Origin of the sequence: Halovenus marina (genome assembly GCF_051414115.1) — an archaeon.
GTDB classification, from domain to species: domain Archaea; phylum Halobacteriota; class Halobacteria; order Halobacteriales; family Haloarculaceae; genus Halovenus; species Halovenus marina.
Window position 1 is genome coordinate 1,605,324 of sequence record NZ_JBLKNZ010000001.1, and the last position, 20,656, is coordinate 1,625,979.

25 protein-coding genes are annotated in these 20,656 nt (G+C 62.2%); 8 read left to right on the forward strand and 17 right to left on the reverse strand.

The features are described from left to right. Positions 1-9: 9 nt before the first annotated feature. The gene (locus tag ACMGFL_RS08190; protein ID WP_436935048.1) at positions 10-333 is read right to left on the reverse strand and encodes a hypothetical protein; all 324 of its coding nucleotides are present in this window, start codon (positions 331-333) and stop codon (positions 10-12) included. 119 nt (positions 334-452) lie between these two features. Then, the gene (locus ACMGFL_RS08195) at positions 453-1,451 is read right to left on the reverse strand and encodes an Ldh family oxidoreductase (RefSeq protein WP_436935049.1); all 999 of its coding nucleotides are present in this window, start codon (positions 1,449-1,451) and stop codon (positions 453-455) included. A 150-nt stretch (positions 1,452-1,601) separates the two neighbouring features. Between ACMGFL_RS08195 and ACMGFL_RS08200 the strand changes: the two genes are divergently transcribed. The 5 genes from ACMGFL_RS08200 (at position 1,602) to ACMGFL_RS08220 (ending at position 6,496) form a co-directional block, all read left to right on the forward strand. Next, the gene (locus tag ACMGFL_RS08200; RefSeq protein WP_436935050.1) at positions 1,602-2,183 is read left to right on the forward strand and encodes a GNAT family N-acetyltransferase; all 582 of its coding nucleotides are present in this window, start codon (positions 1,602-1,604) and stop codon (positions 2,181-2,183) included. Positions 2,184-2,349: 166 nt separating this feature from the next. Beyond that, positions 2,350-3,321 carry an ROK family protein gene (locus ACMGFL_RS08205; RefSeq protein ID WP_436935051.1) on the forward strand — a complete coding sequence of 324 codons (972 nt, stop codon included), beginning with the start codon at positions 2,350-2,352 and terminating at the stop codon, positions 3,319-3,321. Positions 3,322-3,416: 95 nt separating this feature from the next. Continuing rightward, positions 3,417-5,093: an acyl-CoA mutase large subunit family protein gene (locus ACMGFL_RS08210; RefSeq protein WP_436935052.1), complete on the forward strand. Its 1,677-nt coding sequence runs from the start codon at positions 3,417-3,419 to the stop codon at positions 5,091-5,093. Next, on the forward strand, positions 5,094-5,501 hold the full coding sequence (mce, locus tag ACMGFL_RS08215; RefSeq protein ID WP_436935053.1) for a methylmalonyl-CoA epimerase: 408 nt from the start codon (positions 5,094-5,096) through the stop codon (positions 5,499-5,501). An 89-nt stretch (positions 5,502-5,590) separates the two neighbouring features. Continuing rightward, a complete protein-coding gene (locus ACMGFL_RS08220) occupies positions 5,591-6,496 on the forward strand; it encodes a glycosyltransferase family 2 protein (protein WP_436935054.1) in 906 nt (301 codons plus the stop codon). Positions 6,497-6,522: 26 nt separating this feature from the next. Here the strand turns inward: ACMGFL_RS08220 and ACMGFL_RS08225 are convergent, their stop codons facing one another. Then, positions 6,523-7,329 (reverse strand): amidohydrolase family protein, encoded by an 807-nt coding sequence (locus ACMGFL_RS08225; RefSeq protein ID WP_436935055.1) that lies wholly within the window; start codon positions 7,327-7,329, stop codon positions 6,523-6,525. Between the two features lie 195 nt (positions 7,330-7,524). Between ACMGFL_RS08225 and ACMGFL_RS08230 the strand changes: the two genes are divergently transcribed. From ACMGFL_RS08230 to ACMGFL_RS08240, 3 genes are read left to right on the forward strand one after another with little or no spacing between them, the layout of a single operon-like run. Continuing rightward, positions 7,525-8,268 (forward strand): beta-ketoacyl-ACP reductase, encoded by a 744-nt coding sequence (locus ACMGFL_RS08230; RefSeq protein ID WP_436935056.1) that lies wholly within the window; start codon positions 7,525-7,527, stop codon positions 8,266-8,268. Then, a complete protein-coding gene (locus ACMGFL_RS08235) occupies positions 8,265-9,431 on the forward strand; it encodes a thiolase domain-containing protein (protein ID WP_436935057.1) in 1,167 nt (388 codons plus the stop codon). The genes ACMGFL_RS08230 and ACMGFL_RS08235 overlap by 4 nt, the downstream gene beginning before the upstream one ends. Before the next feature lie 58 nt (positions 9,432-9,489). Beyond that, positions 9,490-9,870, forward strand: a complete 381-nt coding sequence (locus ACMGFL_RS08240) for a Zn-ribbon domain-containing OB-fold protein (protein ID WP_436935058.1) — start codon at positions 9,490-9,492, stop codon at positions 9,868-9,870. Positions 9,871-9,970: 100 nt separating this feature from the next. Here ACMGFL_RS08240 and ACMGFL_RS08245 read toward each other — a convergent pair whose 3' ends face one another. The 14 genes from ACMGFL_RS08245 to ACMGFL_RS08310 all read right to left on the reverse strand — a co-directional run bounded on the left by ACMGFL_RS08245 (position 9,971) and on the right by ACMGFL_RS08310 (position 20,566). Further along, positions 9,971-10,315 (reverse strand): toxin-antitoxin system TumE family protein, encoded by a 345-nt coding sequence (locus ACMGFL_RS08245; RefSeq protein WP_436936432.1) that lies wholly within the window; start codon positions 10,313-10,315, stop codon positions 9,971-9,973. 89 nt (positions 10,316-10,404) lie between these two features. Then, positions 10,405-10,923 carry a DUF7342 family protein gene (locus ACMGFL_RS08250; protein WP_436935059.1) on the reverse strand — a complete coding sequence of 173 codons (519 nt, stop codon included), beginning with the start codon at positions 10,921-10,923 and terminating at the stop codon, positions 10,405-10,407. A gap of 86 nt (positions 10,924-11,009) precedes the next feature. After that, the gene (locus ACMGFL_RS08255; RefSeq protein ID WP_436935060.1) at positions 11,010-12,071 is read right to left on the reverse strand and encodes a methionine synthase; all 1,062 of its coding nucleotides are present in this window, start codon (positions 12,069-12,071) and stop codon (positions 11,010-11,012) included. Beyond that, positions 12,068-13,057: a 5-methyltetrahydropteroyltriglutamate--homocysteine methyltransferase gene (locus ACMGFL_RS08260; protein ID WP_436935061.1), complete on the reverse strand. Its 990-nt coding sequence runs from the start codon at positions 13,055-13,057 to the stop codon at positions 12,068-12,070. Before ACMGFL_RS08260 ends, ACMGFL_RS08255 begins: the two co-directional genes overlap by 4 nt. A 40-nt stretch (positions 13,058-13,097) precedes the next feature. Beyond that, positions 13,098-13,691, reverse strand: coding sequence for a HemK2/MTQ2 family protein methyltransferase (locus ACMGFL_RS08265; protein WP_436935062.1), 594 nt, complete (start codon positions 13,689-13,691; stop codon positions 13,098-13,100). Then, a complete protein-coding gene (locus ACMGFL_RS08270; protein WP_436935063.1) occupies positions 13,688-14,569 on the reverse strand; it encodes a 16S ribosomal RNA methyltransferase A in 882 nt (293 codons plus the stop codon). The genes ACMGFL_RS08265 and ACMGFL_RS08270 overlap by 4 nt, the downstream gene beginning before the upstream one ends. Beyond that, positions 14,566-15,144: a DUF655 domain-containing protein gene (locus ACMGFL_RS08275; protein ID WP_436935064.1), complete on the reverse strand. Its 579-nt coding sequence runs from the start codon at positions 15,142-15,144 to the stop codon at positions 14,566-14,568. Before ACMGFL_RS08275 ends, ACMGFL_RS08270 begins: the two co-directional genes overlap by 4 nt. A gap of 42 nt (positions 15,145-15,186) precedes the next feature. Next, entirely contained in the window at positions 15,187-15,543 is a 357-nt protein-coding gene (locus ACMGFL_RS08280; protein WP_436935065.1) for an RNA polymerase Rpb4 family protein, read from the reverse strand. A 103-nt stretch (positions 15,544-15,646) separates the two neighbouring features. Beyond that, a complete protein-coding gene (locus ACMGFL_RS08285; protein ID WP_436935066.1) occupies positions 15,647-15,934 on the reverse strand; it encodes a 50S ribosomal protein L21e in 288 nt (95 codons plus the stop codon). 49 nt (positions 15,935-15,983) lie between these two features. Continuing rightward, positions 15,984-16,250, reverse strand: a complete 267-nt coding sequence (locus ACMGFL_RS08290) for an elongation factor 1-beta (RefSeq protein WP_436935067.1) — start codon at positions 16,248-16,250, stop codon at positions 15,984-15,986. Positions 16,251-16,252: 2 nt separating this feature from the next. After that, positions 16,253-16,432 (reverse strand): HVO_2753 family zinc finger protein, encoded by a 180-nt coding sequence (locus tag ACMGFL_RS08295; protein ID WP_436935068.1) that lies wholly within the window; start codon positions 16,430-16,432, stop codon positions 16,253-16,255. Positions 16,433-16,521: 89 nt separating this feature from the next. Continuing rightward, entirely contained in the window at positions 16,522-17,421 is a 900-nt protein-coding gene (locus ACMGFL_RS08300) for a 3-hydroxyacyl-CoA dehydrogenase family protein (RefSeq protein WP_436935069.1), read from the reverse strand. 80 nt (positions 17,422-17,501) lie between these two features. Then, on the reverse strand, positions 17,502-18,245 hold the full coding sequence (locus ACMGFL_RS08305; RefSeq protein ID WP_436935070.1) for a bacteriorhodopsin: 744 nt from the start codon (positions 18,243-18,245) through the stop codon (positions 17,502-17,504). Continuing rightward, positions 18,245-20,566, reverse strand: a complete 2,322-nt coding sequence (locus tag ACMGFL_RS08310; protein WP_436935071.1) for a methyl-accepting chemotaxis protein — start codon at positions 20,564-20,566, stop codon at positions 18,245-18,247. The genes ACMGFL_RS08305 and ACMGFL_RS08310 overlap by 1 nt, the downstream gene beginning before the upstream one ends. Between the last annotated feature and the right edge of the window lie 90 nt (positions 20,567-20,656).

Below are 20,656 nucleotides of genomic sequence, written 5' to 3' on the forward strand. Positions count from 1 at the left end.
GCACCAGTACTAGTCTGACAATTCCCAGTCCGGGGCGTCTCTGATCGTAGGAAGCGCACGCTCAAGATCGGACTCTGTCGAGCCGTAGAATCGCTCCCGACCAACGGGTGTTCGCACACGGATAAGGACGGTATGGGTAGTTGCGTGAAAGATAGACAGCGACCACGGCGTTCCCGCGTGCTCCCAGTCGCTGTGACAGGTCGATTCGTCGTCGTCGACGACGCGTGATCCGAGTTCCCAGCTCAACCGCGTCAGATGTTGGAGATCGAAGGGAACAACATCCGGGAGCCGCCGACCGGATGTGTCTGTCCCTCCCGTACCATGCACAGCCATACCACAGGGATATCCCTACGTCAGTAAAAATCATACTATTCTGTCGCGAGTATTGTGCTCTTGCTGAATAGTTGAACGCAGGAGAGAATCAAGCCCAGGAACAGGGACCGACCAGACAGTTAGCTCCACGGTACAGTCAGGCCATACTCGTCTGCGAGGGTTTCGAGTGTCGCCTGGTGTTCTGATGTGACCGGGACGCCCACCGCTCGGTTCTTCTGTTCCCGTGCGGCCTCGACGCCACCCGGGAGATACGACTCGTCGAAGCCATCGAGCGGTTCGAGTTCACCGACGGTCCGGACGTACTCGTCGATCTCGCGCTTGAACCGGTCAGGGTCCTCGAACAGGTCGATCCGGAAGAAGATGGCGAGTGCGCCCTGGTTTGCCATATCGTAGGTCTGGTGCTCTCGGGGGCCGTCGAGTGCAAGTCCGGTGAGAAAGCCACCCCACGACTGACAGATCGACCCCATCCCGACGTGTCGAAGCACGAGTCCGGGCGCGAGTTCCGCGATAGCGTCCCGATACGGGCTGGTGTCGTACAGGTCGTGCATCGTGCCGAAATCGAGCAGGATGTCCTCCTCCTCGTCTGCAGGCGCACAGAACGCCATCGGCGACCCGCCAGCGGCCTCGTATATCTCGTCGCCGGGTGAGAGTTGCAGTTGGTGACCGGAGATGACGAACGCGAGCAGGTCCTCGTCGACTGCTTCCTGCAGGTAGATCCCCGCACCTCCGAAGTGGTTGTGGTTGCGCGTCGCCATCACAGCGATACCCTGCTCACTGGCCTTCTCGATTGCGCGCTCGGTGCCGTCGAGCGCCGGGAAATATCCGAGTCCACCGTCACCGTCGACCTGCACGCTCACAGGCGTCTCCCTGACCACATCGAGTTCGGGGTCTGGATTGACGACACGCTCGTCGAGCATCCGGACGTAGCCTCTGCCCCAGTAGTTGCCCAGAAGCGCCGTCCCGTGGCTGTGGATCCCGCGCAGGTCCATCCGCACGAGCAGGTCTGCGAGTGTCTCTGCCCGCTCCGTTGGCATATCGACGGCCCCCAGCGCGTCGACGGCGAACGACCGAAGCGGTTCGTGAGACACCCGGATCGCGTCCTCTGTGTTGTGATCCATGTAGAACAGTTTGCCCGACACGCGCAAAAGTGTTCGTCACGGTCCGGCGTGGATCGCCTCTGTGTCGAGAAGAGAGACCAACCAAATATGAAGGCGGACGTCCGAATCCGGGTGACAACTATTTAGGCGGGGGACCGATTAGATGACTCCATGTACGTCCGGGATGCAAAAAACAGGGACGAGGTCTGGCTACTTGACCACATCGAGGCGATGGGACTGGACGAAACCGCCTTTCGATCCCGGGATTACGTCATCGCGATGGACGAACGCGAGGGCGAACGAGCGGGCTTTGGTCGGATCCGGATCCACAAGACCGACGACGGGGAGTACTGCGAACTGACGAGTATCGGCGTCCTCGAAGACTGGCGCGGGCAGGGCGTCGGCGCGCACGTCGTCGAACGCCTCGTCACGACTGCCCGCGACAAGGACTTCGACGTGGTGTACTCGCTGACCGGCGAGCCCGAGTATCTCTCCCAGTTCGGGTTCGAGCGCATCGACCCCGAGCAACTTCCCGAGGTGTTGCAGGAGCGACTGCTCACCAAGCAGGAACAACTCGAACCCGATGCTGTCCCGGTTCGGATCGAACCGGACCGCTTCCGGATGCCCGGCCACCTGCGCGAGCGCTTCAAACAGGCCGCCCCCGAAGAGGAAGAAACCGAACCCGAGGAGGGGCCAGAAGACTTCGGCATCGACCCCGACGAGGCGACCTACAAGTACGACACGGGCAACTAGCGCCCACAGGACCATTCCCCCCACCGATTTGAAGTGTTATGAACAGCCTATCTACTGACAGACGAATATATTGGGATGACCGCGTCCATCTGGAGTGAAAATTGTGCGCAAGTCGACACGATATAATGCGTTATTAATTAAGTGTCCGTTACGCTATGGGGGATCAGTGAACGGACGAAAAACCATCGGTGTCCTGGGGATCGGTAGCACAAATCTCTACAGCGGTCTCGGTGACCCGGTGGCCGGAACACTGCGGGCTGTCGAACGCCAGCCAACGCGGGCACATGACCTGGACAGCCAGGCAGTCGAGATAGTCGACCGGCTCATCGAGGAGAACGGAGATCTGGAGACAGTGTGTATCGCGTGTGCCGGACTGGTAAGTGATACCGAAATTCGGAAATTCGACACCCCTGACGGGGAGATTATCGAGCGAGTCCCGATCGGTGACTCGATCGAGAAAACACACGGAATAGACGTGTGTCTCGAAAACGACTGCACGGCATCGACACTCGCGGAGTGGTTCTACGGCGCAGGGAGAGAGTACGACTCGATCGTTCATCTCACCTTCGGCACCGGAATCGGGTGTGGGGTAGTCGAGCGTGGGCGTCTGCTGCGGGGCGAAACTGACCAGGCTGGCGAAGTAGGGCTGCTTCCAGTCGTCTCCGACGGTGATCTCGAAAGTGCCGGAGTGACTGGTGCGTGGGAAGCGTACTGCTCCGGCCGTGGGATTCCCAATTATGCAGCGCAACTGCTTGGCCAGGAAGACGAAACCGACCTCGACCAACCAACCACCGCAAAAGCGGTCTTCGAGGCAGCCGCGAACGGTGACACGGTCGCGCAGAACGCGCTCGAACAGGTCGGCAAGTATAACGCCGCCGGACTCGGTGCTGTCGCAAATGCGTACAACCCGGGACTGATCACAGTCGGTGGCGGAGTGGCGCTGAACAACTGTGAATGGTTCCAAGAGAGCGTGTTACCACACTTCGAGGAGTACTGCTTTGTCGACCAACCAGCTATCGAAATGACGACACTCGAGGACCAGATCGGGCTGTACGGTGCACTCGCAATCGGACGAAATGCGGACAAAAACGCCGTTCGTGGCACCGAATCGGAAGTCGTGAAGCAGGTGCAGGATTAATCACAGCGATCTTCAGCGGTTGTGGAACGCCCTCACGGAATCAGTGAAGTCGGCAAGACTCAAACGTTTTATTCGTACAGCCAGTCCGTTCGGGTATGTTCGACGCCGACGACCTCGCGGAGATACGGTCGGCGAAATCCGAGTGGGAATCGGAGACGCTCGACCCCGTCATCGAGCGGTTCGGTGAGCGCCGCGACCAGTTCGAGACCGACACAGACGGGCAGGACGTACAGCGGATCTACACGCCCGCTGATCTGGAGGGCTACGACTACGAGCGCGACCTGGGCTTCCCGGGCGAGGAGCCGTACACGCGCGGCGTGTATCCGACGATGTATCGCGGTCGGCTCTGGACGATGCGCCAGTACGCGGGGATGGGCACCGCCCGCGAGACCAACGAGCGGTTCCAGTACCTGCTCGACGAGGGACAGACGGGCCTCTCGATGGCCTTCGACCTGCCGACGCAGATGGGCTACGACTCGGACGACTCGATGGCCGCTGGCGAAGTCGGCAAGACCGGTGTCGCCATCGACTCGCTGCGGGACATGGAGCGGGTCTTCGAGGGGATTCCGCTCGACGACGTCTCGACGAGCATGACGATCAACGCGCCCGCGAGTGTGCTGCTCGCGATGTACATCGCGGTCGGAGACGAGCAGGGGGTCGACCGCGAGGAGTTGCGCGGCACCATCCAGAACGACATCCTCAAGGAGTACATCGCGCGCAACACATACATCTATCCGCCCGAGGCGTCGATGCGGCTAGTCACGGATATCTTCGAGTTCTGTGCCGCGGAGACGCCGAACTTCAACACCATCTCAATCTCGGGCTATCACATCAGAGAGGCGGGTTCGACGGCGGCCCAGGAGATCGCCTTCACGCTCGGGAACGGAATCGAATACGTCGAGGCGGCGGAGTCAACGGGGCTTGACGTGGACACGTTCGCACCACAGCTTTCCTTTTTCTTCGCAGCGCATAACAACATCCTCGAAGAGGTGGCGAAGTTCCGCGCAGCCCGACGGATGTGGGCCCAAATTATGGAAGAGCGGTTCGGTGCGGAGAACCCCAAATCCAAGCAGTTGAAGTTTCACACCCAGACCGCGGGGTCGACGCTGACCGCGCAGCAGGTCGAGAACAACGTCGTCCGCGTCGCGTATCAGGCCCTCGCTGCAGTACTCGGTGGGACACAGAGTTTGCACACGAACGGGAAAGACGAGGCGCTCTCGATTCCGACCGAGCAGAGCGTCCGGACGGCGCTGCGCACCCAGCAGATACTGGCCCACGAATCCGGCGCCGCAGACACCATCGACCCGCTCGCCGGAAGCTACTACGTGGAGTCGCTGACTGACGACCTAGAGAGGGAGGCCTTCGAGATTCTCGATGCAGTCGACGAGCGCGGCGGGATGCTCGACGCCATCGAGAGCGGATGGGTCAAGCGGGAGATACAGGACGTGGCCTACGACCGCCAGCAGGAACAGGAGGCGGGCGAGCGCGTCATCGTCGGCGTCAACCGGTTCGCGAGCGACGAGGACGAACAGGTCGACATTCAGGAGGTCGCAGACGAGGAGGTCAGCCGCCAGCGCGACCGCCTCGAATCGATCCGCGAGGAGCGCGAGGACGACGCGGTCGAGGAGACGCTCGACGCGCTCAGATCGGCCGCCAGCGGCGACGAGAACCTCCTTCCGTACATCATCGACGCGGTGAAAGCCTACGCCACGGTCGGCGAAATCTGTGACGCGATGCGAGATGTCTTCGGCGAATACCGGAGTGGGGTCTGAATGACCGCCGCGACATCTCTGGATGTCCGTTTCGACCACGCCGGAATCGCGACCGACGACGCGGAGGAGTTGGCGACGTTGTACACCGATCTGCTCGGCTGTGAGCGCGTTCACGAAACCAGATTCGACGGCATGGAGATCCACTTTCTCGCGGTCGGCGACAGTTACTTCGAGTTGATCGAACCGGTCGAACCGGGGCCGATACAGTCCTATCTCGACGAACACGGCTCCGGGATCCACCATCTCGCAGTCTCCGTGTCGGACATCGAGAGTGCACTCGGGCACGCACGAGAGAACGGGGTTCGCCTCATCGACGACGCGCCACGGCCGGGCGCGTGGGACCACGACGTTGCGTTTCTCCATCCGAACTCGACTGGTGGCGTACTCATCGAGTTCGTCCAGCGGTAAGTTCTGGTCCGAACAGTATTCCGGGACTCTCCATCACCCAAAACCGGCGCCCGCGGGTATTATATGTCTCGGGAGTGCTATGGACAGATATGAATCTCTCGGTAGTCGTCCCGACACTCAACACCCGCGACGAACTCGCGGACTGTCTGGACGCACTCGCCGAGTACGTGCCCGACGCCGAAGTCATCGTCGTCAACGGGCCATCTGCAGATGGGACGACCGGGATGGTCCGTGAGCGGACGGGTGTCGACGTACTGGTCGAACTCGCAGACCGGACGATAAACGCCGCCCGAAACGCCGGAATCGAACAGGCCCGGGGCGACGCTATCGCCTTCGTCCACCCGACTGTCTCTATCACGTCGGCGTGGCGAGACGCAGTCGAGAGTGGTCTGGACCGTGCGCCGGTCGTCACTGGACCGACACAGTCGGGGATCGATTCCCGATACACCGAACCGGAGCGGCGAACCATCCGGGGGCGGTCGGTGAGTTACTTCAACCCCGGAAACGTCGTCTTCGAGCGCGGCCCGCTCGACGAGCTCGACGGGTTCGACGAGTATCTGGAAATCGGTGGCGCACGCGACCTCGCGCATCGGCTGGCCGGTCTGGACCACGCCGTTCGATGGGACGACGACATGGCCGTCCGGCAGCGACTGGGCGCTGATGGCGGCGAACGAGAACCGGACTGGGACTGGAAGTATCGGTCGCTGTCCTATCGCCTCGTAAAAAACTACGGCCTCAGGCCGACGGTGCTCGGGCGCACGGGACGACACGCCTGTGGCGACGGCGTGAGTCAGTTTCGCGCTGTCTGGAGCGGGGATCTTCGACCTTCGGAGTGGCTCGGAAATGGCCGGGACGTGGTTGGGGGGATTCTCGGCGGAATCCGTGCGGGTATGAGCGCGCGCCGGACGGACCGCTCGAAGCGGCACAACCCACGTGGCCGCTCGGCGCGAACGGACCGTGCCGTCACCGTCTACGACAGGCGAGACTCAGCGTAGCGGTATCGGATCGCCTCTCGACGTGCTCAGGGCGCGAGTTCGTCGAACACCCGGGAAATATTGTTCGAGAAGACTTTTCGCATCGCGTCCTCGGGAACGTCGAGCGTCAGAATCTCCATGATAGCGACGTTTGGATGGATCGCGGGTGCGCCGCTCCCGAACACGACTCGGTCGGGATGTTCCATCACCGCCTGCTCGATGGGGTCGCGCAATCCGACGAAACTCGTATCGACAAAGCAGTTCTCGTAGCGACCCAGCAGTTCGATAGTGCGGTTCATCAGTCGCTCGTCGAGCGGATAGCCACCAAAGTGAGCAATAACGAGCGGGAAGTCGTATTCGAGCAGGGTTCGTTCGATCGATTCGGGCGGAAACCCGCGCCCGCCATAGGTGAGAACGGGCAATCCGGACGCTTCGAGTTGTTCGAGTACCTCGGAGTCGGGCAGTCCGTCCGCGGCGGGATTGAGCATGAAGCCAACAAAGCGGTCCTCGTAGGCGTACTGCTCGATGTCGGCCGGTGACGTGTGCTCCGAGGACCGCGACCGAGCGGCGTTTCGAATCCGGCTCCCAGTTCCGGTGCCCGGATCACGAACACCGTTGACGCGTGCGAGAGCGATAAAGGGGCGGTCGACTGCGATCCGGGCGACTGCGTTGTTCGCTTTCAGGTAGCTCCCGTTTCGCTCTGCTGGGAACGCGAGCGACCGAACCACGCCTGCCTGCTGCATCTCGCGTTCGACCTGTTCCGGGTCGCCAATAGCCCGCGGCCGACGCCGCTCGTCTGGTTCTATCTCCATGTGGGTGTCGACGACCCTGAACCCGTGCTCCAGTCCGAGCATCAGAGGGTGCTTTGCGGTCGGGGTATTTAGATTTTCGCGGCTGAGGCCCAAACCGCGAAAGTAATCAACGGTTACCGTTCTGTGATACGTGATAAAGATACCTTTGAAGGCATTATCCATGGGATCCTGTGAGGTATCGAACAATATGCTAATAAGCGCGGGACGAATTACGAGAACGTGTTGATGGTATCACAGATGCAATTGGAAGACAGGACCTGTCTGGTCACAGGCGCATCGAAAGGGATTGGTCGCGGTATTGCCGAGGAGTTCGGCGCCCACGGCGCGAACGTCGTGGTGAACTACCGGTCGTCGGAGGAGGACGCCTACGACGTCCGGGACGAGATAAACGACGGCCCCGGCACCGCCATCGTCGCCCAGGCGGATGTCTCCGAGTTCGACCAAGTCGAAGCGATGTACGAACAGGCCACCGACGAGTTCGGCACCATCGACGTGCTGGTCAACAACGCGGGGATCACCGTCGACAAGAAGTTCGAGAACATGACCCGAGAAGACTGGGAACGGGTTATCGACGTGAATCTCGGCGGCGTCTACAACGCGACGAAGGTTTGTTTCGAGGACATCCGTCAGGCCGACGAGGGTCGGCTCATCAACATCTCATCGGTCGTCGGACAGCAAGGCAACTACGGACAGGCCAACTACGCGACGACGAAAAGCGGCCTGTTTGGGTTCACGCGAACGATTGCGCTGGAACTGGCAAATGAGGGGTCGACAGCAAACACTATCGCCCCCGGGTTCGTCATGACCGATATGCTCAAAGACGTTCCCGACCGCGTACAGGAGAACATCCTCAAACGCATCCCGCTCGACCGCTTCGCCGAAGTCGAGGACATCGTCGGGATGGCTCGGTTCCTCGCGAGCCGTGAGTCGAGTTACATGACTGGTCAGGTGCTCGGCATCAACGGAGGGATGGAATGGTGAGCGACGTTCGTGTCGCGGGCGTCGGGATGACGCCCTTCGGGAAGTCGCCAGAGCGAACCGCTCGTGACCTCTTCGCCGAGGCCGCCGGAAAGGCCTACGACGACGCCGAGCTCGGCCCTGATGTTGTCGAGGAGGTCTTTTTCGGCAACTTCATGGGCGAGTTCGCCGAGACGCAGGGTCATCAGGGTCCGATGGCAGCGAAGGCAGCGGGCGTGACCGCACCCGCGACACGCGTCGACAGCGCGTGTGCATCAAGCGGTGCCGCGGTCCGGATGGGCATCGAGCGCGTCCGGAGCGGACAGGCCGACGTGGTGCTCGTCGGCGGCGCAGAGCGGATGACGAACCTCTCGACGGCGGACGGCACCGAGGCACTCGGCGCGGCCGCCGACGCGCTCTGGGAACTGCGTGCTGGCATCACGTTTCCCGGCGCGTACTCGCTGATGGCGAATCGGTACTTCCACGAGTACGGCGGTGACCGCGAGGATTTGGCCCACATCGCGATCAAGAACCACGCGAACGCGGTCAACAACGACCTGGCGCAGTTCAACAAGGCAATCGACATGGACGACGTGCTCGACGCGCCGACGGTCTGTTCGCCCTTTGGCCTCTTTGACTGCTCGCCGATGAGCGACGGCGCGAGCGCCATCCTGCTCGCCTCGCCCGAGTTCGTCGAGGAACACGGCGTCGACGCGCCGGTCGCAATCACCGGAACCGGTCAGGACAGCGACAACCTCGCCTTGCACGACCGCGACGACGTCACGAAGACCCCCGCGGCAAAACGCGCTGCCGAGCAGGCCTACGCGGACGCTGGGATCACCAGCGACGACATCGACGTCGCTGAGGTCCACGACTGTTTCACCATCGCCGAAGCGCTCGCGCTCGAATCGCTCGGGTTGTACGAGCACGGCGAGGCAATCGGGGCGGCCCGCCGCGGCGAGACCACCATCGACGGCGAGTTGCCGGTCAACCTCTCGGGCGGTCTGAAGGCGAAGGGCCACCCGGTCGGCGCGACTGGCGGCGCACAGATTTCGGAGTTGACGAAACTGCTCCGCGGTGACCACGTCAACAGCGACGCAGTTTCTGACGCCGAAGTCGGCGTGACCCACAACGCGGGCGGGACAGTCGCTAGCTGTGTCGTCAACGTCTTGGAGGTGGTCGCATGAGTCGAGCAGTGCCTCGACGAATGCGACGACGCCAGAGCGACGCTCTGGAGGTGGACCGATGAGCGACGCACGCGACGCTGGCTACGACGACTTCCTCGACGCCGTCGAGGAGGGTGACCCGTTCTACCTGCAGGGCGACGGCGACGGGTGGCTCCCACCGCGAGAGTTCGACCCCGAAACTGGCGAGCGAGGTCTGAGTCAGGAACCGCTCCCCGAGACCGGCGAGATTCTTACGTGCACGACCACGTACGTGGCCTCGCCTGATTTCGTCGACGACGCGCCGTTCGTCGTCGCTGTCGCCGACTTCGGTCCGGTGCAGATGACCGGGCAGGTGCGCGGCGTCGACCCCGAGGACGTGGAAATTGGCGACGAGGTCACCCCTGCTGTCGACGAGACGGAGACCACCGGCGACCGACTGCTGGTGTTCGACCCGGCCTGACCGCACCGCCACGGCCGATTGTCCTATCGCTCGAATTCTCTCGTTACCGGATTCGCACACAGAGAGAGATCGAAAGCGACTACAGAGAAGTGCTGTCATCTCATGCTTGCTCCCACAGCGTTTCGATGCGCTCTTCGATGTATTCGAGGACATGACGACAAACATCACGATGGTCGTCGGGCCACTGAGCGTCTTCGGCATCGGTACGACTGGCGACCGGTGGCGGGTGAAAATGATCCCGCGCGCTGTGCGCACTCGGATGTCGATCCCAGCGACACTTCCAGACGCTATCCTCGTGCTCCTCCTGATAGTGAACGTTGAAATCGTCGTTGCGATACCAGCGGATCTCAAGACGTGCTGTTACTCTTCTCGGATAGTACTCGTCAGCCAACGCGACGCGAAGATGCACTCTCTCCGCCTCGACTATCTCCGCAGACTCACTCAGACGACTGCCAGCGAAGCGAGATCGTATCCGTTCTAGCACCGCCCGGTCGAGTGGGGCAGGGCTCGCACCGTCATCTGCTGGCACCATCGTCAACTGTGTGATGGCGCTGTCGAACCAGCGGCCTTCCGTCGCGCGCGTTCGTGAACGCGGCGTTCCTCAACGGCGGTCGCCCAGTCTCCTAATTCCACGTACACCTCCTCGACCTGCTCCGCGTCGAATTCGAGCACGTCGACTTCGGGAGGCGAGTCAGCGTCGTACGTGTCGCGGTACGCTTCGATCCGGTCGGTCAACTCCGAGACGCGCGTCTGAAGTTCCTCGACAGTATGCTCCCGGGCCAACTCGTTCACTCGCCGCCACTCGAAGTAATCGTCGTTGCGCTCGTATCTGACGGGTCGTCCCTCGTGTCGGATGACGATCCCCAGATCAGCATAGAAGGAGAGGTGTGTCCGCGCTGACTCCTCGGAGCAGTCCGCCCGATCGGCAATTTCGGCGGCAGTCATCGGATCACGAGCGTGCAATACCGTACTGTAGATGCGCTGTTTCGTGTCCTCATCCTCGAATGGGCTATCGAACGGTGGCGGGCCGCCGCTGCGGGCGTCGTCTGTCATATCTCCTCAGACGGGGCTTGCAAATATATTTCTTTTGTCACCCCAAATATATGGTTACGGCGGTTTCAGCGCGCCCGGAACCAGAATCAGTCGTCGGCGCTCGGTGCAGCCGGTTCGATGTCGAGTTCGCCAGCGTCGAGTTCCTGCTCGATCTCCCGTGCTGCGGTGACCATGTTCTCCATCTTGCCGTAGGCAACGTCACGGGGGAGAAGTTTCAGTCCGCAGTCGGGGCTGACGGTGAGGCGTTCCGGCGGAACGATTTCGAGTGCTTTCTCGATATTCTCCTTGATCTCTGCGACCGGTTCGACCTCCGCGACGTGAGCGTCGACGACGCCCATCGCGAGATCCTTGGTGAAGGGTGTCTCTTTGAACACGTCGAGTTGTTCGTAGCCGCCGTTGCAGAGTTCGATGTCGTACTCCTCGACGGGGTAGTCGAGCATCTCGGGGTAGATTCGGGAGTAATCGCCGTAACAGACGTGGAGGCCGAGACGAACGTCGTCGGGCACGTCGGCGACGATGTGTTCGAGGCACTCCCCCACGATGGCGTGGTCGTCGGGCGTCGTCGCGAGCGCTGGTTCGTCGATCTGAATGTAGCGTGCGCCAGCGTCGACGAGCGCCTCGATCTCCGTGTTGACGAGTTTGGCGAGTTCGTAGGCGAGTTCGGCCTCGCTGTCGTACACCTCGTTGAACGACCAGCGGGCGAGCGTGTAGGGGCCAGTGATGGGGACCTTCACGGGGCGGGCCGCGACATCTGCGGTGAAGTCGTACTCGGAGACGAGCCACTCCTCGCCATAGGAGACTTCGTCGACGACGCTGGGCTTGTCGAAGTAGTTGTGGCCCCAGACCTTCACGCGGCCGTTGAACTCGTAGCCGTCGATGCGGTCGGCGAAGTACTCGACCATCTCGTTACGGCGCATCTCGCCGTCGACGACGGCGTCGAGTCCCGCGCGCTCGTGTTCCTCGGTGATGAGACGGGCGGCGTCGTCCATCGCCTCTTCGAGATAGTCGGCGTCGAACGAGCGGTCGTCGTCCTCGTACAGTTCTCGTGCTCGGTCCAGCCATTTTGGCTTCGGATAGGACCCGACGACAGTCGTCAGCAGGAAGTGGTCGTTCGGGTGGTCGGCCGGACGGAACTGCTCTCGCGTCATGCCGTCACCTCCGTCGTGAGGGCACCGAGTGCATCCAGTTTCTCCTCGAAGCGGTTGACGGGAAGGTAAAAGAGTCCGGTGTTCGCCGTCGCGTACACGCGGTCGAAGTCACCGTGCGTTCGGTCGTCGAACCAGTCGATGCGCTCGCGGAGTTCCTCGGGCGACTCGACGAGCGTGTTCTGTCCGTCGACGATACCGAGCGCGACGTCGTCAGTGGTGCCGTACTCCCCCGCGTTGTAGACGTTCGCGTCGTGGTCGCTCACCAGGTCGAACCCGACCGCGTCGATGTCGGCGTCGAGGAGGTGCGCGTACACTTTCTCTTCGAGCGCGCCCCAGTAGGGATAGACGACGACGTCAGCCGGGACAGCACTGGCGACGGTATCGACTGCTTCGCTTGCGCGCTCGTCAGTCCCGTCGTCGGGGGGATTCTCGACCAGTGAGGGTTCGAGCAAGAACAGCGTCTCGACCTCGGGGAGTGCGTCGGCTTCCCCGGCGAGAAACTCCGCGATGGCGGACAGAAAGTCCGCACTGTCGCCGTAGTGCTCGTCGGTCGCGAGGTCTGCAAGCGAGTACGGGCCAGGAAGGGCCGCCTGCACTGACTCGTCCGTGTACTCGGTCGCGGCGGTGACTTCCGACGCGACGTCGCCGGTCGGTTCGAGCGCGTCCGTGACGACTGGCTCTCGGTAGAAGTTATTGTTGTTGTAGTAGCGGACGATGCCCCGGGTTTCCACACTTTCGCTCACCGCCAGCGGGTGTGCGAGCATGTCGTCCCACCGCCCCTGCCCCTCGACGACTCTGTCGAGTCCGGCCTCGATCTGACGGTCGATGAGCTCTTCGCGAACCTCCCGGTAGATTGCAGAGAGTTCTTCGGACTCCGTTCCATCGATCAGGTCGTCTTTCTGCCTTCCCTTCTGTTCGGGAAGGTCGTCTTTCGCCCAGTCAGGCAACGGATACAGGCCGGGCGTCGTTGCGATTATCTCCGACATTAGCCTCCGGTAAGAGATGACGCGTTTTAATATTTTCCACTCAAGAATGCATATCAGTAATTTCGAGAACGACGAGCCGCTCGAAGGGCTGTTTTTGCTGTGCGACTCGGCTCACGGTGAACCCTTCGACCTCGGCGTGTTCGCGGACGGCGTCGGGGTCTGTGAGCGACGAGACCAGAAGATACAGTCGCCCATCAGAGCGCAGGACGCGGCCGACGTCGGCGAGTAGGCGGCGGACGACGGCGCGGCCGTCCGGGCCGCCGGAGAGGGCGGCCTCCATCGGATCAGACCACTCCTGTTCGGCCGGGGTCGGCAGATACGGCGGATTACAGAGCACGACGTCGAAGCTCTCGGCGGCGAACGGATGGGTGAGGTCACACCACACCGTCTCGATGCCGCGCTCGCGGGCGTCCAGACAGGCCTCGCGGTTGATGTCACACCCGATGACTGTCGCACCCGTCCGTTCTCGGACGCGTTCTGCGACGAAGCCAGACCCGACGCCGACTTCGAGAACGCGGTCCTCGTCGTCAATTCGGTCGCAGGCCGTCTCGGAAAGCAGCGCCGAATCCTCGGCTGGCTGGTACACCGCCTCCAGGTCACGACGCTCTGCGAGCGACGGCGGTTCCTCGGTCATTCGGCCGGGTCACCGACTTCCCAGGCGAGCGTCGCCAGTCGCGCGAACGTCTCCGGCGTGGTGTTGCCCGCTCGCTGTTGCAGAACTGCTTCGTCCGCGCCCTCGATGACTGCCTCGGGGTCGGTGATCCCCGAGATGTGGGTGGTGTTTCTGATCGCATTTCGGAGTGTCTTGCGCCGCTGGGTGAACACCGCTCGCACGAAATCCATGAAGAACGTTTCGTCGGGGACAGTGTACTCGGGGTCGCGTGGTTGCGTCCGCACGACGGCGCTCTCGACGGCGGGTTGTGGGTCGAAAGCCTCCTTCGGAATCCGCTCGACTATCTCCACGTCGGCGTAGTGACCAGCCGTGACCGACAACCGACCGTACTCCGCCTCGCCCGCCGTGGCGGCCATTCGCTCTGCGAACTCCCGCTGGAAGGTCAACACCAGCGGACGCTTCGCGGGGAGCAGTCGAAAGGCGATTTCGCTCGAAATCCCGTAGGGAAGATTCGACACCGAGCACGTGAATGCGGGCAGTTCCACGTCGAGCGCGTCGCCCTCCACGACGGTCAGCCGCCCCGCGTCGATTGCGTCGGCGAACTCCTCGCGGAGGAAGGCGGCCAGGTCCGGATTTCGCTCGATAGCCGTCACGTGCTCGCCGACTGCGAGCAGTCGGTCGGTCAACGCCCCGTTTCCGGCCCCGACTTCGAGGATGTGTGTTGTGTCTGCGTCGACCGCTGTCGCGTACGTCGGCAGCCGGTCGAGGACGCGGTCGTCGACGAGAAAGTGCTGATCCTCGTCGGGGTTGCCGCTGACGCCAGCGCGAGCGCGCAGCGCATCTGGGTCACGGAACTGTCGCTTCCCGTCGTCTTCAGTCGAGCGGTTCCCCTCGGTCATTGCTCGTCGTGACGGACGAACAGCCGGTACTTCAGGTCGTCCTCCTTGAGTTCCTCCAGAATCCGCTCGACGAGAATCTCCTCGGGGTTGTGAAGCCCGTCGACGCGCGATTCCAGGTCCTCGAAGCTCTCGAAGGGCGTTCGCTTGCGCTGGTCGAGGATGTTGTTGCGGAGTTTCTTGCCGATCCCGGGCAGTAGATTCAACTGGTGGAGTCGCAGCGTGATCGGCTGTGCGTCGTTGTACACGTCGACGAACCGGTCCTCGTTTTCCTCGACCAGGTCCTCGATGACGTAGTCGAGTTCCGAAGTCGCGCCGCTGGGGAGGTCCTCGTATTCGATTTCGTTGACGCGGCCGACAAACGAGTCCTGGTAGATGTCGATCCGGTCGCCGATGGTGATGTCCTCGTCGCCGTCGACGATGAACTCGTACAGCCGAAACTGGTCGGTGTCGAGTGCGTACGCGAGCGGTTCCTTCTGGTACTGTGGGCGGTCGTCGTCACTCCGCCCGTGGGGCAACACGTCCAGTATGATCGCGTCCGGCTGGCCAGCAGAGTCGTCACGCTCGTCGTCGGTCATGTTCTGTGGATAAGAGGAGTGGTCACTTAAACGTGGGCCGCCCTACGCGTACTGCTTGACGACGTTGAGAATCTCGTCGAGTTCCTCGCCCGAGAGCGAGAACCGCTCCTGTGCGTACACCGCCCGGAGTTCGTCCCGGTCGAGTGGCTGCAGGTCCGCAATCTTGTAGGCCGTCTTCTCGTCGACCTTTTCGAGTTCCAGCAACTGCTCGACGAACTCCGCGGACTCCTCGGGCGTGAGGTTGGCGAACCGGTTGACGTGTTCGATGGCTCGCGCGAGTTCGTACCGCATCTCGCGTTCCTCGTCGGCCGCACGCTCGGCTTCGATGTCTTCGAGTACTGCCTTCGTCTGTGCAACCGTCAGATACTCCTCGTCCACTTTTTCCTTGAATATTGTCATCTTATCGACCCGGAGTGGTTCTCGCTTGTCGAAGCCTACACGACCAACCGAAAAATACCTTCGGAAACGGATTTTTTAGAAGCCGCGAATGTTCGCCCTCGACTTACGCCTTCGTGATGTGGGCTGGCTTCGCGATGAGTTTCTTTTCGACGCCGCCGTCGACGATTTCGACCTGATAGGCCTGTCCCTGTTTGCCGAGGACAGTGCCCGTCCGGCCGTTGAATCGTGGATGAAAGCGGCCTTCCTGCACGCTCGGGTCCAGGTCGAGATGGACGGTGTCGCCAGCCTCGAACTGCTCGACGGCCTGCTGTGGCGGCGACGTACCGCGCTCTCGGGGGTCGTTTTTCAGCTTGTTCCGCGTTCCTTTCTGTGGTCCGTGTGAGTTGGGCATTCGTATCACCTGATAGTTGACTTGCTGGTATAAAACGTGCGTTCCGTCCTCAGAGGCGGCCGACGTCCTCGACAGAGACGCTCTCGACGTCCTCGACGTCGGCGAAGGCCTCCTCGACTGCCTCGGTGCCGCCAGCCTCGTCGGGGACGATGACCGTCGGGATGAGCGCAATCAGACCGAAGGCGACGTCGTCACGCTCGAATCCGTTGATCTGTGCGCCTTCGGGGAGTGACTCCCGTAGCCGCGTTTCGAGTTCGTCGAGGTCGACCTCCGGGCTCTGGGGCATGACCTTGATCGCAGCAGCTACCTTTCCCATCGTTATGGCCCCGTGAACCCGCAGTCCGGGCATTCGTACAGCGTGCTCTGCTTGCGACACGTCTCACAGCGATGGATCTGGTGGCCACACTCCGGGCACGCGAACGTCGCTGCGTTCGTGCCAGCGATGTTGATGCCACACGAGATGCACTTCTGCGTATTGCGTTGCTGGCTCTCGCTCATACCAGCCCATTTCGCGGCAGCGGTTTTAACCCTTGTCAACTCCATCGGCCGTCGAACGCTCGTCCCGATGGCTCATACACCCGGGAGTCTCACCGCGTTTCAGTTTCGTGGTCGGTACGGCCGACCACACTAGGATTCGAAAGCGCACTCGCTGTCGGTTCCCCGCTCTCCCACAGGTAAAATCCCTCGCCAGCGTCGAGTCCCGTCTTTCCTGCCTCGACCCGCTCGCGCAACACGCTGGGTGGGTCGAATCGCTCACCGACCGTGTCGGCGAGAAACTCGTACGTTTCGAGGCGTGCATCGAGGCCGACTCTGTCGGCGTGTTCGAGCGGGCGGTGGAGGTGTCCGTATCCGGATTCGAGCATCGTGTCGACGGCCTCGACGCGTCCGACACCCTCCTCGACCAGTCGCATGGCTTCGGCTTCGAGTGCAAGCGCGAGTCGGGTGGACGCACCGCCGACGGCGTCCCCGACGACGACCGAGTCGCAGTCGAGCGAGTCGAGAAACGACGACGCTCGGTCTATCGCCTCCTCGGCGGTCTGTTCGGTCGCGACGAGTTCGACGAACCGAGTGTCCGAGCGCTCGCGCACCCGGAAGCCGACAGCCCGGTCGGGGTGTCTGAGTCCGGCCGCAGCGGCCGTGATGGACCCCGTTTTTGTGGTGACCGCGATGAGCGTCTCGCGGTCGAGAAACGTCTCGATGTCGGCCACGCGACGCTGGCGTTCGTCGGTCCCCTCAGTGGCCGTTTCGATAACCAAGTCGGCCCCGTCGACGGCCGCCTCCAGGCCCGTCGTCGCCTCGACGCGGTCACCTACTCCGGCGGCCTCTGAGTCGGCCGTATCGTCTTCGATACGCTGTTGAATCCGGTCGACGCTGTCCATCACCACCGTCACGTCCGTATCGTGAACGCGAACGTCGTGTCCGGAACGTGCCGCCCGCTCGACGAGCAGGCGTCCCGCCGGTCCGGTTCCGAGTACTGAAACGTCCATGCCTGTTCACCGTAGTCGAGCGAGTTAGTGATTTGGGGTGGGCGAAAGGTGGTCTCCATCAGCGGACGTTGTCGACGTCGTCAGTCCGCCGATGTCGTCGACTGCGAGGCCGTGTCGCTCACAGACCGGTAGCCAGTCAGTCCGATCAGACCGAATCCGACCTTCGCGACCACGTCGAGATAGGAGACGACGAGCGCTGTCGTCTCCACGTTCATCAGTCCGAGACCAGCGGGAGCCAGAGCCCAGATGACCGGATAGACGAGCCACAGGACCACCAGAAACGAGCGGTGTTTCTGAAAGGTCACGAGTGCAGCACCGCCGATGCCGCCAGCGGCTTCGCCATCGCGTGCCGCGCTCTCGATGCCGCCACCGCGTGCTGCGTCTTCGAAGTCGTCGTACGCGTAGTAGACGACGCCAGCGAAGGTGACCGACCCGGCGAGAAAGCCAAGCCAGCCCAGCGGTCCCGAGAGCATCGCGCCAGCGAATCCGAAGGCGATAGTGAGCCCCATCAACGCGATCGAGCGGTATATCGTCGACATCGCCACGCCAGCGAAGAGTCCGAGATAGAGCACGTGGATCGGCGTCGTCAGAAGCCAGTCCACGTAGCGCGGCAGGAAGACCGGATCGCCGCTCTGTGAGGTTAGCTCCCCGAACCCGAGCGCCATGAGCGCGTACGCGACCGCCGCGATGAGCGGAACGGCGACCAGAAGCGCGTACCGACGCCGTTGACGGTCGGGGACGTATCGGGAGCCGTATCCCAGCACAAGCGTCCCGAGTAGCATCCCAACCGCGCCGAGTCCGAACCACGTTTCGAGCGTCGCCATCACTCGTCACCTCCCATAGACGCGGCCGAACTCTGGTCGAACGCGTCGGACCCTCCGACCGCCCCGGTTCCGGCCGCATCACTCTTGACCGTGAATCGATCGAGCAAGTCCTGCAGCGCCCGTGCGTTCTCTCTGAGTTCGTCCGCCGAGGTCGACACCTCGTCGATCGACTCGGTCTGTGCTTCGGCCGCGTTCGCTACGCGGTCGGCTTCAGAAGCGGTCTGCTGACTGATCTCGGTAAGTTCGTCGATGACGCCCATCACGGACTGTGCCGCGTCGGCCTGCTCGGCGGTCGCGTCGTCTATCTCCTGAATCCCGACATCGACCTCCTCGGTGTACTCGACGATGCGTTCGAGCGCCTCGATGGCCTCCTCGACTGTCTCGGTTCCGGTCGTAATGCGCTCGCTTGTCTCCTCCATCGTCTCGACTGTCTCACCCGCCTGACTCTGGATCCGCTCGATCCGCGTCTCGATGTCGCCCGCGGCGTCTTTGGTCTCCTCGGCGAGGTTCTTGATCTCGTCTGCGACGACGGCGAAGCCGTCACCGTCCGCGTCCGCGTGGGCCGCTTCGATAGAGGCGTTCAGTGCGAGCATGTTCGTCTGCTCGACAATCTCTGTTATGAGGTCGACGATTTCACCGATTTCGTCGAGATCCTCCGCGAGTTCGGTTATCTCAGAGACCGTCTCGTCAGTCTCTGCGTCGATTGCGTTCATCTCCTCGATGGCCTCCCGGGCGGCCTCGCGTCCGGTCTCACCGACCTCTGCGGCCGCCTGTGAGGTGTCTGCGACCTGCTGGGCCGAGGCCGCGACCTCCTCTGCAGTCGCCGAGAGCCCCTCCATGTCGTTTGCCGCGTCCTGGAGTTGCTGGTTCTGTCGCGACGCGCTCTCGAATATCTCCTGTATGGAGTCACGAACGTCGCGGCTGGCAGACTCGACCTGGTCGGCGTTCGATCCGGCCTGTTCGCTGGCCGCCAACACACTCTGTGCGAACGACTGGGTAGTCGAGATAATCTCCTCTAATGCGTCGAGCGTGCTGTTTATCTCCTCGCCGACCACCTGCATCGACTCGTTGTCGCTCTGGGGGTCGACGCGACGGGTCAGGTCACCGGCCGCGGCGTCGCTCAACACGTCGCGGTACTCAGTGACCTTCCGTTCGAGTTCCTCGTTCACTTCCTTCACCGATTCGCGTTCCTCTATCGCTTCCTCGCGGGCGCGTTCCGCCTCCTCGCGGGCCTGTTCTGCGTCCTCGATACTCTCTCTGAGTGAGGTCCGCATCTGGTCGAAGGAATCGTAGAGCGTGCCGAACTCGTCACTGCGAGACGTGGACAGGTCGACATCGAGGTTCCCCTCGCCCATCTCCCGTGCCCGCTCTGAGATCCGACGGAGGGACGTGATAGTGTTCGTCCCGACGGTGACACCCACCAGTCCGAGGTTGATGACTGCAAACAAGAGCAATCCGATCAGATCTGAGTTGATCTGGTTGGCAAGCACAAACGCCTTCTCCTTATCTGAATGGACCATCACCGTCCAGTCGTTGACACCCATTCGCGACAGCCCCATCACCTCATCGTTCATCTCCATGAAGGAACTCTCACCGGGCGACAGCGAGTCGAGCATCCCCATCTCGCGATGGTCGGCGAGGATCATGCTCGTGTTTGGATGTGCAACGAACTGACCGCCGTCGTTGACCACGACGGTGTAGGTGTCAGACTGCTGGTCACCGATGGTCTGTGCGCGCTCTTGCAGGTCAGTCATGTACACGAGCACGCCGTTCTCGTCGCCGGGGACCGGGGAGAGCACAGCGATTATCGGATGGTCCGCTATCGGCACAGTGAACGGTTCGGTGACGTGGGTGTCGTGTGGCCCAGAGAAATCCGGCGGATTCGTCGCGAACGCGGCCCCTTGGTCTGCCGGATTCACACCGACGAAGGATTCGTTCGAACTGGCGACAATCTGTGACTGTTCGGTGTCGACATAATGAACCGCGGCGACATCCGTGGAGACGCGGTCGGTTTCGACGAGGGTCTCGAGATAGTCGCTCGTCGCTTGGGGGTCGTCGGTGTCGAGCGCTGGCGACGCCGACGTCGCTCGGACGCTCCGCTCGGTGTTCTCGACCCAGCTTTCGAGTTCGCTCGCTTGCGTTTCGGCGTCCCCGGTCAGGTCTGTCTCGACATCGTCTTCGAGCGTTCCAGTGGCCTGAACGCTGATGACAAGTCCGAAACACACCAGCACGACGATGGCGAAGGACAGAGCCACACCGAGTCGCGCCGCATAGCTCTCCTCCACGAACGATGGGAGAAAGGACTGTCCCTTCTGTGACATGGCCGTGATTACGACTGGGAGTACTTGAACGGTACAGGCTAGCTTTCACTGGTGATAATCACAGTCCCCCAGTTCCACGACAAAGTGGCT